This window comes from Chitinophaga sp. 22620 (assembly GCF_052044405.1).
GTDB lineage: Bacteria > Bacteroidota > Bacteroidia > Chitinophagales > Chitinophagaceae > Chitinophaga.
On record NZ_JBQEMV010000001.1, the window covers coordinates 2134838 to 2147212 of the forward strand.

General features: G+C 53.6%; 12 protein-coding genes and 1 tRNA gene. 5 read left to right on the forward strand and 8 right to left on the reverse strand.

Annotated features, from left to right (window positions below):
• The first annotated feature begins 1 nt into the window (after position 1).
• Both ACTJIK_RS08730 and ACTJIK_RS08735 read left to right on the forward strand, forming a co-directional pair.
• Entirely contained in the window at positions 2-1036 is a 1035-nt protein-coding gene (locus tag ACTJIK_RS08730; RefSeq protein WP_440645976.1) for a hypothetical protein, read from the forward strand.
• Between the two features lie 62 nt (positions 1037-1098).
• Complete coding sequence (locus tag ACTJIK_RS08735) at positions 1099-1818, forward strand: hypothetical protein (protein ID WP_440645977.1); 720 nt, start codon at positions 1099-1101, stop codon at positions 1816-1818.
• 60 nt (positions 1819-1878) lie between these two features.
• Here the strand turns inward: ACTJIK_RS08735 and ACTJIK_RS08740 are convergent, their stop codons facing one another.
• The 3 genes from ACTJIK_RS08740 to mtaB all read right to left on the reverse strand — a co-directional run bounded on the left by ACTJIK_RS08740 (position 1879) and on the right by mtaB (position 3753).
• Positions 1879-2127, reverse strand: a complete 249-nt coding sequence (locus ACTJIK_RS08740; RefSeq protein WP_440645978.1) for a hypothetical protein — start codon at positions 2125-2127, stop codon at positions 1879-1881.
• 154 nt (positions 2128-2281) lie between these two features.
• Positions 2282-2356: transfer RNA gene (locus ACTJIK_RS08745), tRNA-Val, on the reverse strand.
• Between the two features lie 119 nt (positions 2357-2475).
• On the reverse strand, positions 2476-3753 hold the full coding sequence (mtaB, locus tag ACTJIK_RS08750) for a tRNA (N(6)-L-threonylcarbamoyladenosine(37)-C(2))-methylthiotransferase MtaB (protein WP_440645979.1): 1278 nt from the start codon (positions 3751-3753) through the stop codon (positions 2476-2478).
• A 113-nt stretch (positions 3754-3866) separates the two neighbouring features.
• Here mtaB and ACTJIK_RS08755 point away from each other — a divergent pair, with 113 nt between their 5' ends.
• Both ACTJIK_RS08755 and priA read left to right on the forward strand, forming a co-directional pair.
• On the forward strand, positions 3867-4631 hold the full coding sequence (locus tag ACTJIK_RS08755) for a lysophospholipid acyltransferase family protein (RefSeq protein WP_440645980.1): 765 nt from the start codon (positions 3867-3869) through the stop codon (positions 4629-4631).
• Positions 4628-7075, forward strand: a complete 2448-nt coding sequence (gene priA / locus ACTJIK_RS08760) for a replication restart helicase PriA (protein WP_440645981.1) — start codon at positions 4628-4630, stop codon at positions 7073-7075. The genes ACTJIK_RS08755 and priA overlap by 4 nt, the downstream gene beginning before the upstream one ends.
• Positions 7076-7077: 2 nt before the next feature.
• Here the strand turns inward: priA and ACTJIK_RS08765 are convergent, their stop codons facing one another.
• Positions 7078-7716, reverse strand: coding sequence for an NAD(P)H-binding protein (locus ACTJIK_RS08765; RefSeq protein WP_440645982.1), 639 nt, complete (start codon positions 7714-7716; stop codon positions 7078-7080).
• A 57-nt stretch (positions 7717-7773) separates the two neighbouring features.
• On the opposite strand from ACTJIK_RS08765, the gene murB reads away from it, so the two are divergent.
• Positions 7774-8790, forward strand: a complete 1017-nt coding sequence (murB, locus tag ACTJIK_RS08770) for a UDP-N-acetylmuramate dehydrogenase (RefSeq protein ID WP_440645983.1) — start codon at positions 7774-7776, stop codon at positions 8788-8790.
• On the opposite strand, the gene ACTJIK_RS08775 is transcribed toward murB, so the two are convergent.
• The 4 genes from ACTJIK_RS08775 to rmuC all read right to left on the reverse strand — a co-directional run bounded on the left by ACTJIK_RS08775 (position 8783) and on the right by rmuC (position 12353).
• Positions 8783-9745: a YpdA family putative bacillithiol disulfide reductase gene (locus ACTJIK_RS08775; RefSeq protein WP_440645984.1), complete on the reverse strand. Its 963-nt coding sequence runs from the start codon at positions 9743-9745 to the stop codon at positions 8783-8785. The two genes, murB and ACTJIK_RS08775, sit on opposite strands and share 8 nt — an antisense overlap.
• 9 nt (positions 9746-9754) lie before the next feature.
• Positions 9755-10426 carry a type 1 glutamine amidotransferase gene (locus ACTJIK_RS08780; protein ID WP_440645985.1) on the reverse strand — a complete coding sequence of 224 codons (672 nt, stop codon included), beginning with the start codon at positions 10424-10426 and terminating at the stop codon, positions 9755-9757.
• 75 nt (positions 10427-10501) lie between these two features.
• Positions 10502-10984: a GNAT family N-acetyltransferase gene (locus ACTJIK_RS08785; RefSeq protein ID WP_440645986.1), complete on the reverse strand. Its 483-nt coding sequence runs from the start codon at positions 10982-10984 to the stop codon at positions 10502-10504.
• A gap of 7 nt (positions 10985-10991) precedes the next feature.
• A complete protein-coding gene (gene rmuC / locus ACTJIK_RS08790) occupies positions 10992-12353 on the reverse strand; it encodes a DNA recombination protein RmuC (protein WP_440645987.1) in 1362 nt (453 codons plus the stop codon).
• Positions 12354-12375: the final 22 nt, after the last annotated feature.

Consider the following 12375-nt stretch of genomic DNA (forward strand, 5'->3'; position numbering starts at 1 on the left):
CATGAACCAGCTATATAAAAAATCCATCCGGGTGGTTGCGGGCCTGTTCCTTTTATGGGCCGCAGCTTCCTGTAAAAAAGAAACGGAATACGCCCCTTCGCCTTACAACCGCGTGGAATCCTTCACAGTGGCCGCCGGCACGGAAACGATCCGCGCATCCGTCGCGGGAGACAGCATCGTGATCTACTGGCCGTCATGGTTGGCCCGGCCTGAAAAGATCAGTCCCCAGGTAACCGTCGCCGAAAACGCCACAGTAACGCCCGCTTCCGGCACAGCGGTAGATTTCAGGACAGGCACGGCTTTCATGGTGAAAGCCCAAAGCGGGGCCGAGAAAAAATATTACCTGAAAGTAGTGGTCAACCAGCCACCTATCCAGGTAACGGAGCAAACCTACTCTACCGTAAAAGGCGGTTCGCTGGTGGTGGACAATGGCACATATATGCGCTATTTTGAAAGAAATGCCGATGTAACGAAGTTTTATATCATCGATGATCAGAACGCCGCTACACAATTGCCGCTGGAATTTTTCACCGACCCGTCCGGTGTGCCCAGCATGCGCATTTCCGTGCCGAACACAGCGGAGCTGAAAGCCGGCGCTTATAAGATCCGTATCACCAGCGGCAGTCAGACGTACAATTCACAGAACAAAATATTCGGTATTATCCATCCCGCAAACCTGAAGCCGGCCGTGAATGAAATGGCCGCGCCGGTAACCGTGAAACAGGGCGGCACCATTACATTCCAGGGTTCCGGTTTCTTTGAGATGAAAGAGGCGAGGGTGTTCAGCTACAATGCGGACTGGTCTGAAAAAGAAGTGGCCACGCTGGAACTGGAAAGCTCTACCGCTACCAGCGTGACGTATAAAATTCCCACCAATTTTCCCGCAGGCGTGTACGAGCTGGGCGGATGGGAAGCCAACGGCATCTTCATCCAGCTGCGTATCAGCGATTTCTTCGGGTTCTGGCAGTGGAACAAGGTGCAGAAAAATTACATCGAAGTAGGCGGTAACACTACGTTTACCGTTACCCAACCATAAAGACTTTTAGCGCAACAACCCCCGATCATTATCATTATTTTTCATTAACAACCCTTTTGATTATGACTACTATTAGTAAAACCCTTTTCCGTTTGACCCTGATCATGGCTGCCTCAGCCCTGATCTTCGTATCCTGTTCCAAGAACAATGACGTTGTTGTACCCGGCACAGATGAAAAAGTATCAGCAGACCTGCAGAGAGTAGCTGTAACCATACCCGACGGCAGCACCGTGAGCATTACCGGTCCCGGCGTTACTTCCGGCACCATCAACCGCAGCGGCGCATTATATACCGTGGCTAATTTCAGGCAGGCATATTCCACCGGCCCGGGCCAGCCGGCGGATGGTAATTTCTACTGGCGTTTTACGGTGAACGAAGCCGGAACGCCTACTAATTTCCAGATCAAATTTACCGGCGTTGCAACGGGAGATATCACTTCCAACGATTCTATCCGCTTTATCAATAAAAGTTTTGCAGCAGTGGTGGCCGCGGATTGGGCTACCGCCAGCAACCCCGGTCCCACACCCGCCGGTGCAAACGTGATCGGCATGAACAACGTAACCGGCACCGGTGTGCCTCCGGCTGTATCAGCTTATGCCAATGGCGCGGGCTGGTATACCTACAACTGGAGCGCAGGCCACACTGTTACGCCGGTTGCGGGCAGAACGCTGCTCTGGAAAAGCGGCGCGAACCTGTTCAAATTCGAGATCACTTCCATTTACCAGAATGGTGTAACAGGCGGGGCTTTCCCGTATTATAATTTCAAGTACCAGCAATTATAAGCCCTTTAATGGGAGTTGTTGCGCCAGGCAGTACCCGCATGCGGGTACTGCCTTTCCCGGTTACAGCTCCTGCGTGCCGCCGAAGCTTTGTTCGAGCGCTTCCGCGTCGGCGTTGAACAGGGTGGGGTGGAAGACCTCCAGCAGGAAGTACAGCGAGAGATAAATAAGCGCCAGCCGCAAACCCGTCAGCTTGGCCGCAGTGAGGATATGAATGGGTAAATATGGCAGTGCCGGCCCTTCTGACGGTATGTTGAACATGTAGTGGATCAATACGGTGAGCCCGAAGATACCCGCCGATGTTCCGGCCACTATACCAGCTTTTTTTCCACTCACGGGTGTAAAAAGGGGGATGATTTCGGCGGAAAGATACATGTATTATTAGAAAATATTAATACATGTAGGGCGCTTGGTAAAAACAGAAAGGCCGTTCCGGCATACCTGCTGAAACGGCCTTTGTTATTCGTGGGAGCTGGCGGATTCGAACCGTCGACCCTCTGCTTGTAAGGCAGATGCTCTGAACCAGCTGAGCTAAGCTCCCATTGTGTTTGAACGCTTTTCGTTCGATGGGATTGCAAAGGTAAAAACTATTTTTATTCTGCCAAATATTTTTTCGGAAAACTTTGGAAGGCGGGTCGCCCGCTTGCCCGAAGCCCGCTGCTACCGCAGGTTCCAGTCCACAATGCTGTTTCTCCATTCTTCCCGGAACGGCGTGGTCACCTTGATGTAATTATCGGTATAACCTTCCATTATTCCGTCTCTGCCGTGTCTCTCGAACAGTACTTTCCGCGTTTGCCCCAGGTGCTGCTCCGTGAAGTATTGCAGCTTTTTATGGCTCAGGTTACGGAGGGCCTTGTTCCTTTCGTGCCTTACCTGTACGGGCACCACCGGCTGGATGCCGAGGGCATGGGTATTGTCCCGCTCGGAATAGGTGAACACATGCAGGTAAGAAACGTCCAGCTCGTGCAGGAAATCGTAGGTTTCCCGGAAATGCGCGTCGCTTTCCGCGGGGAAGCCCACGATCACATCCACCCCGATGCTGCAATGCGGCATGAACTGCTTTATCAGCCCCACTTTTTCAGCATACAGCTCGCGGCGGTAGCGGCGGCGCATGAGGGCCAGCACTTCGTTGCTGCCGCTCTGGAGAGGGATATGGAAATGCGGCATGAACTTTTTGCTGCCAGCCACGAATTCGATGATCTCGTTGCTGAGCAGGTTGGGCTCTATGCTTGAAATACGGTAACGTTCAATGTCTTCCACCTCATCCAGCTGTTGGATCAGCTCAAAAAAGGTCTCTTCGCGTTTTTTGCCGCCTTCGAAACCTTTCCCGAAGTCGCCCAGGTTCACGCCGGTGAGCACGATCTCCTTCACTCCGCCGGCCGCCAGCTCGCGGGCGCTGGCCACCACGTTGGCCACGCTGTCGCTGCGGGAAATGCCGCGGGCCATGGGAATGGTGCAGAAGGAGCAATTATAGTCGCAGCCGTCCTGCACTTTCAGGAAGGTACGGGTGCGGTCGTTCACGGAGTATGAACTGTGGAAAGTATTCACATCCCCGATGTCGCAGGAGCAGATCTTTGCGCTGTCGCCCTTGGCCAGCTCGCGGATATGATCTGCGATATTGAACTTTTCGGCGGCGCCCAGCACAAGGTCCACCCCGGGTATCTCAGCGATCTCCTTCGGCTTCAGCTGTGCATAACAGCCGGTGATCACCACCAGGCTCTCCGGCGCGCGGCGCTGGATGCGACGCACGAGCTGCCGGCATTCCTTGTCCGCATTGTCCGTCACGGAGCAGGTATTGATCACGTACACGTCCGCCGTATCGTCAAAATCCTTTTTGACGAACCCGTCCTTTTCGAGCATCCTGCTGATGGTAGAGGTCTCGGAAAAGTTCAGCTTACAGCCGAGTGTATGAAAAGCTACTGATTTTGCCGCTGTCATAAGGATGGCAAAGGTACGATATTCACCCGATTTCCGCCACAGGTATGATATTTGTTTGTTATGTATGTTCGTTTCTTGCAGCCAAGACCATAATTCTGTATCTTGCCGGTTTTATGCGCGTGCTTTCGAAATGTTTCCAGGCTTTGTACAGCCTTTACGCCCTGATCGTGTGGCTGGGTATCATGTTCCTGATACTTCCGCCTATCGTGCTGGTGTCTTTCTTCGGGAAAGTGAAGGGAGGGAATGTCGTTTTTTATTTCCTCCGTTTCTGGGCGCATGTCTGGTTTCCCGCCACGGGCATCAGGGTCACCAAAAAATGGGTGACCCCATACGAAAACAGGCCGCTCATTTACCTCGCCAATCACTCCTCCTACCTGGACGCCGCGCTGGCCGTGAAAGTAATGCCGCTGCCCTTCAGGCCGCTCGGCAAAAGCGAACTGAGCCGCATCCCGCTGTTCGGCCTCATCTACAGCCGTTCCGTGGTACCGGTGGACCGCAGTACCGCCAAAGGCCGCGCCCAGAGCATGCGCGACATGCTGTACATGATCCGCCAGGGCGTTTCGCTGCTTATTTTCCCTGAAGGCACCACCAACGAAACGGAACAGCCCCTGCTGCCTTTCCACAGCGGCGCGTTCAGGATCGCTATTGAAACACAGACAGATATCAGGCCGGTGATCTACGTAGATAACCATGCCCGCCTTGCCAAGATAAAATTCATGTCCCTCAACCCCGGCCCCTGCCGCGTGGTGTTTCTGCCCATCGTGCCGGTAAAAGGCCTCACCATGGAAGACGTGCCCCAGCTCAAAAAGCAGGTACGCCACATGATGGAGGAAGAATTAAGAAAATATAATAACTATCCTGCCTTACAGGCAATATGAAGTATGCAGATGTAATATTACCCCTTGCTCTTCCCAGGAATTATACTTACGCCGTACCGCCGGAAATGGAAGCCACTATACAACCGGGCAGCCGTGTGGCGGTACAGCTGGGTAAACAGAAGAAGTACACCGGCGTGGTAAAATCCGTTCACGAACAGGCGCCTTCGGCTTACAAAACCAAGCCGATCATGGACCTGCTGGACAAAGAGCCGGTGGTGTACCCCACGCAGCTGGCCTTCTGGGAATGGATCGCGCAATATTACATGTGCAACGAAGGTGATGTGCTCAACGCCGCCCTTCCCGCCCACCTCAAGCTTTCCAGCGAAACGATCCTGCTGTATAACGACGCCTTCGGCGACGATTTCACTTCCCTCGGCGAATACGAATACTTGATCGCGGAAGCCTTGCTGATACGCAAGGAGCTGCGCATCGGCGAAGTGCAGCTCATCCTGGACCGGTCCGACGTATACACCGTGATCAAGCAGCTGATCGAAAAGAAAGTATGCCTGGTGTACGAGGAGCTGAAGGAAGTTTACAAGGAGAAAAAAGAAAACTACATCCTGCTGAACCCCGCATATGAAGGGGATGAAGCCCTGGCCCCGCTGTTCGACGAGCTGGCCCGCGCGCCCAAGCAAATGGAGCTGCTGCTGGCTTACCTCCACCTGCTCAAAACGCAGGGACAGGTGTTGCAGACCGAGCTGCTGAAAAAGTCCGGCGCTTCCGCCGCGCAGCTAAAGGGGTTGGTGGACAAGCAGATACTGGTGGTGGATAAACGGGTGGTAGACCGCATTCCCATGGGAAAAGTGGAAACCAATCTCAACTTCGACCTCAGTCCCGCGCAGGAAAAAGCATTGCAGGAAGTGAAGGCCAGTATTGCCGAAAAACAGGTCACCTTGCTGCATGGCGTTACCTCCAGCGGTAAAACGCAGATATACGTGAAACTGATGGAAGAAGCCCTGCAAAGCGGCAAACAGGTGCTGTACCTGCTTCCTGAAATAGCGCTCACCGCGCAGATCATCCGCCGCCTGCAAAAACATTTCGGCGGGCAGATCGGCATTTACCATTCCCGCTTTTCCAACAACGAAAGAGTGGAGATATGGAACAAGGTGAAGAGCGGCGAGATCCGCATCGTACTGGGTGCGCGCAGCAGTCTTCTATTGCCTTTCCGTGACCTCGGCCTTATTATCCTCGACGAAGAGCATGACGCCTCTTTCAAGCAGCAGGAGCCCGCACCCCGCTACCACGCCCGCGATGCGGCCATCTATTACGCCAGCCTTTTCGGCGCCAAAGTGCTGATGGGCTCCGCCACGCCCGCGCTGGAAAGTTATTACAATGCCAGGCAGGGCAAATACGGGCTGGTGGAACTGAACGAACGTTTCGGCGGCATCGCCATGCCGGAAATCGAGATCGTTGACCTCAAAAAAGAACTGGCGCTGAAAGAAGTGGTGCACAACTTCACTTCCGTGCTGCGCAAAGAAATACACCGCTCGCTGGAAGCGCAGAAACAGGTGATCCTTTTCCAGAACCGCCGCGGTTACGCGCCTTTCCTGCTCTGCACTACCTGCGGCTGGATACCGAACTGCAAACAATGCGACGTTTCACTCACCTATCATAAGCACCAGGATAAACTGAGCTGCCACTATTGCGGCACCCGTTATCCATACATCTACACCTGCGCCGCCTGCGGCAGCCAGACGTTGCAGCCGAAGAACTTCGGCACGGAAAAGATCGAGGAAGACCTCCAGGAAATGTTCCCCACCGCGCGCATCGCCCGGATGGATATGGATGCGATCCGCAACAAGGACAGCCATAACAAGATGATCCAGCTGCTGGAGCAGCGGGAGATAGACATTCTCGTAGGCACGCAGATGGTGGTGAAAGGACTGGATTTCGAGAACGTGAACCTCGTGGGCATCCTGAGTGCGGACAGCCTGCTGAGTTATCCCGACTTCAGGGTGAACGAACGCGCGTTCCAGCTGATGGAGCAGGTGAGCGGCCGTTCCGGGCGGCGGGACGGGCAGGGGAAAGTAGTGATCCAGGCCAGCAATACCCGCCATCCTATCCTGCATTTCGTGACGGAGCATAACTACAAGGCGATGTACGAAAACGAGATCACGGAACGCGAACAATTTGGCTACCCGCCTTTTTTCAGGCTGGTGAAAGTGACCCTCAAACATAAAAAACAACAGACGGTGGAACAGGCCGCGATGATACTGGCCAACTGGCTCAGGCCGCACCTGGGTGCGCAGCTGGTGGGCCCGGCGGCACCGCTCGTAGGAAAGGTGCGTGATTTTTATTTGCAGGAAATGCTCATTAAGCTGCCACGCGACTCCAAACGTATTGCACAGGTGAAGAACCTGATGAAAGAATATTTCTCCCAGCTGCTGATCGAAAAGCAGTTCCGTTCGGTGATCATCGTGCCGGATGTGGATTGTGTGCAGTAGTGCTACAGGTTGAAATAAACGATATGCACCCCTTTTTCTCCTTCTTCTGATTTTTTCAGCATCGTTTCCGCCACGGCAGCCGCTTTCACGGGCCGGTATTTTTTCGCATTCCCCTGTAATATCAAATTGAATACGGGCGTCAGCCATTGGGCGAGTTGTTCGCCAAAGCGCACTTCCTTCCGGTCTCCCACCAGGAAGGAAGGCCGGTAAATGTATAAAGAGGGAAAGCCTATAGCCGTGAGCGCAGCTTCCACATTGCCTTTGGTGCGAAGGTAAAAATTACGTGCGCCGGCTTTTGCGCCGATGGCCGATACAAGATGGTATTGTGAAACGCCGTTCCGGTAAGCTATTTGGCCGCAACGGACGGGAATATCGTGATCCACCGCGGTAAAAGCAGCCTGGCTGCCCGCTTTTTTTATGGTGGTGCCGATGCAGCAGAACAGCGCGTCTCCTTTCAGCGCTTCTTCCAGCTCCGTGCCGCCCTCCAGGGAGCTGAGGGTTTGTTTCAGCCTGGGATGCTCCAGCGGCAGCGGCCTGCGGGAAACGGTCCTCACCTCATCATACCCGCTGTTCAGCAACCGCTGCACCAGCTGCTGGCCGATCAATCCCGTTGCACCGATAACAATTGCTGTTCCTGGCATTTTATTGTTAGTTATATTTGTTCCGTTATTAAAGATAGGATATTTGAATACTTGATTATGAAGGTAATCGAAAATGTTTCCCTCCGCCAGTACAACACATTCAACCTGGACGCTACGGCCCGTTATTTCGCCGCATTTCACTCCCGCGAAGCGCTGGAAGAGATACTGGCCGACCCGCAATACAAAGATACGCCCAAACTGATCCTGGGCGGCGGCAGCAACATCCTGCTCACGAAGGATTTCGACGGCCTGGTGCTGAAGAACGAGATCAAAGGCATTCACGCCGTGAGTGAAGATGAAGAGTATGTGTACGTTAAAGCGGGAGCGGGGGAGAACTGGCACCAGTTCGTGATGCATTGCATTGAAAAGGGATACGCGGGACTGGAGAACCTTTCACTCATTCCCGGCAACGTTGGCGCCAGCCCCATGCAGAATATCGGCGCTTACGGCGTGGAGATCAAAGATACGTTCGACGAGCTGGAGGCGCTGCATTTGCAGGACCGTACGCTGGTTTCATTCAACAAACAGGCCTGCGGTTTCGGGTATCGCGAGAGCGTGTTCAAACGGCAATATAAGGACCAGTTCGCGATCCTCCAGGTGATCTACCGGCTCAGCAAAAAGCCTGCGTTCAATACCAGTTACGGCGCCATAGAACAGGAGCTGGAGCGCATGGGCGTGAAGGAACCTTCCATCCGGTCCGTCAGCCAGGCAGTGATCAATATCCGTTCTTCCAAGCTCCCCAACCCCGCGGAGATCGGTAATGCCGGCAGCTTTTTCAAGAACCCTGAAGTCACGAAAGAGAAATACGAAACGCTGAAGCTGGCCTTCCCCGAAGTAGTGGCCTATCCTTTACCGGGAGACCAATACAAGCTGGCGGCAGGCTGGCTGATAGAGCAATGCGGCTGGAAAGGCTACCGCAACGGCGATGCGGGCGTGCATGCGCGGCAGGCGCTGGTGCTGGTGAATTATGGCCATGCAAGAGGGGAAGACATCGTGGAGCTGTCGCGGCAGGTGGTGGAAAGCGTGAAAGAAAAGTTCGGCGTAGCGCTGGAGCGCGAAGTGAATATTATCTGATGATATGACGGATGATCTTATCCGCATGTTCCCGCGAATTCTCGATGAACCAGATATGGGTGTTCATGCCGCCGCATACAACGCCCGCCAGGTATACGCCGGGCAGGTTGGTTTCCATGGTTTCCGGGTTGTAGGAAGGGCTGCGCACCGCGTCTTCCGATAAAGTGATACCCGTTCTTTCCAGGAAGCTGAAATCAGGCTGGTAGCCCGTTGCGGCGATCACAAAATCATTCGGGATGGTCACCACGCCTTCCGGCGTAAGAATATCCGCTTCCGTTTCGCGGATGCTGGTGAGCACGGAATGAAAATACGCTTTGATGCTGCATTCCTTCACCCTGTTCTCTATATCCGGCTTCACCCAGTATTTCACCCGTTTCCCGATCTCGCCTTCACGGATCACCATGGTTACGTCAGCACCTTTGCGGTAGGTTTCCAAAGCCGCATCCACAGCGGAATTGTTGGCGCCTATTACGATCACTTTCTGGGTGGCGTAGAAATGCGGGTCTTTGTAGTAATGCGTTACCTTGGGCAGGCTCTCGCCGGGAATATTCAGCAAATTGGGAATATCATAGAACCCGGTGGCAATGATGATGTTCTTCGCCGTGTAGGTATTTTTATCAGTAACGACCGTATATCCTTCCCCGTTAGACTTTATACTTTCCGCCTTTTCGAACAGGTTGATCTTTACATGCGTGGAAAGCGCCACCCTGCGGTAATATTCCAGCGCTTCGGGGCGGGTGGGTTTGGCGTTGTTGGAAACGAAAGGGATGCCGCCTATTTCCAGCCTTTCGCTGGTGGAAAAGAAGGTCATATTGAGGGGATAACGGTAGAGCGAATTCACCAGGCACCCTTTTTCGAGAATGAGATAATCCAGTCCTTCCTTTTGCGCCGCCAGCGCGCATGCCAGCCCTATCGGCCCTCCGCCGATGATGATTAACGGTACCTGCTTTGCCATGCTGCTAATTTAAGTGAATTTTTCCAACCGGTCCAGCAGGCGGAACAGCACTGTACGAGTGGTTTCCGCGTAGTGGATGCCGTTGCGCAGCTCTTCCGGGTCCTGTACCCAATCTCCTTTCACCAGCTCATGCCCGCATACGGCTATCATGCCTTCCAGCGCCGCGGGCGTCATCTCGAAATGGAACTGCAGGCCATACACACGGTCGCCCGAGCGGTAAGCCTGGTTTTTACAGGCCACCGATTCTCCCAGGCGCACCGCGCCTTCCGGCAGATCGAAGGTATCTCCGTGCCAGTGGCACACCACCAGCTCGCCGTCATACAGTTCTTTATCGAACCGCACCGGGAACCATCCGATCTCTTTATGTTTATTCGGGTAAACATTTGCGCCCAGCACATCGGCCAGCAACTGGGAACCAAGGCAAACGCCCAGTACAGGTTTCCCGGCATCAATACTTTCCCGGATGAACTGCTTTTCATCCCGCAGCCAGGGATAGTCGGTTTCATCATAAATACCCATGGGGCCGCCCATTACGATCAGCATATCAAAGTCCTGCTGTTGCGGAAGCAGCGGCTTTTCGTACCAGCGTGTAGCCGTGAGGGTATGGGATCGGTCTTTCGCCCAGTCTTCAATAGCGGCAAGCCCTTCAAAAGGCACATGTTGCAGGTAATGTATGCGCATGTCAGTTATTTAATGGTAAGTATTCGGCCCATTGCGCCGTATCCCTCAGTAGCAAGCTTTTCAGCTACATTCATCTCAAAGCGTTAAATGATAGAATTTTTTGTCTACCACCGCCAGGAATTTTTCATTCGGCAGTTCTTCCCTTTGCACTTCCACAAAACCGTTCTTTTCATAAAAACGATGCGCAGTGGTCATCACTTCGGTAGTTCCGAGATAGATATCCGTAAATCCTTTTTCTTTCGCCCAACCGAGCAAGGTATCCAGCAAACGTTTGGCCATGCTGTGTTCGCGGCCGCGGTAGTCTTTGGCGACGAACATTTTTTTCAACCCGCCGATGTTGTTGCCGGTATCGAGCAGGGCAATGGTGCCGACTACTTTATCGCCGTCGAGGGCGGTCCAGAAATTGCCCCTGCCATCCTGGTACGCTTGCGGGATTTTCAGCAGGTCAGGCTGGTGGTCGATGGTAACGGGCAGACTGAACTCCACCTGCTGAATAGGCAGGATCAGGGCGATCACCTCGTTGGTGCGCGTTTGGTCAAATGGTAGTATCTGTATCATGGTTTCCTTATACTTTTCCTGGAAGCGCTTGCGGGAAGCGGATCTCCATGTCTGTTTCTATTTCTTTCGGAAGCTGCTTACCCGTTTTGGCATCCAGCTCGCGGATGATCTCAAATTTCCCGATAATGGTATCGCCTTTGCGCTTGCCGTCTTTCAGCCGCTCCATCGCATCTTCGTATGCATTGCCCGCCTGTTTCAGGTTGTGGCCGATGCGGCCCATCTCTTCGAGGAAGAGGATGAATTTGTCGTACAACATGCCGCATTGCCTGAAGATCTCTTCCACGTTGCGTACCCGGTTCTCGTTCTGCCACAGCAGCCGCACGATCTTGAAAGTGGCTACCAGCGTGGAAGGCGTGATCAGGATCACCTTCTTTTTCATCGCGCGGTTGAAGATGTCCGGGTTTTCGTTCAGCGCCAGCGTAAGGGCGGATTCGAAATGCATGAACATGAACACGAAGTCCGGCGTATTGAGCGTGCCGAGGCGTTGGTAGTTGCGGGCGGACAATTCATCGATATGGTCGGTGATATTGCGCACCAGCTGCCGGAGATGGCCTTTCTTTTCTTCCGGTTCGGTGGCGTTGAAATAGGCTACATATGCGTTCAGGGATACTTTGCTGTCTATTACGAGATGCTTGCCGTCCGGCAGGCGCAGGATGAAGTCCGGCCGGCGGTTGCGCTCTTCTTCCTGGTCGCGGTGCACTTCCTCGCTGGTGTAATCAATGTATTTCTGTAAACCTTCCGCTTCAAGGATGAGCTTGAGCCGGTCTTCGCCCCAGTTGCCCTGCACTTTCACATCCGACTTCAAAGCGCCCGCCAGCCGCTGCGCATCTTCGCTGAGCTGGAAGTTCAGCTTCTGGAGGGATTCTATTTCTTTTTTGAGGGAAGTAAGGTCCTGTATGTCCTCTTTCCGCGTGTCTTCTATCGTTTTGCGGAATTGCCCGATGTCTGTCTTCAAAGGGGAAAGGATGTGCTCCATGGCCGTGCGGTTGGTGTCCGCAAAATCCCTGCTCTTTTGCTGGAGGATGTCGTTGGCCAGGTTCATGAATTCCTGCCTATTGGATTCGTGTATCTTTTTCAGCTCGGACCCGATGCCGGAAAGTTGTTCTATTTCCTTCCTGAGCCCCGCCAGCTGGGCATTCAGCTCAACTACCAGGCTTTCTTTTTCCTTCAGCTCCTGCTCGCGCTGGTTGAGGGTGAACAACATGTTGTCGTACATCTCGCGGGCCACAAAACCTTCGTCCACTTGTTGCCTGCTAAGCCTTTCGGCCAGTTCATGCCGGGGGGCGAAAAATTTCCGGAGGAAGAGATAGCTGCCCAGGCAGCCTGCCAGCAGCCCGATGATCAGTCCGGATAGGAGGGTTACGCTCATAGCCTTCAAATTTAAGCATTTA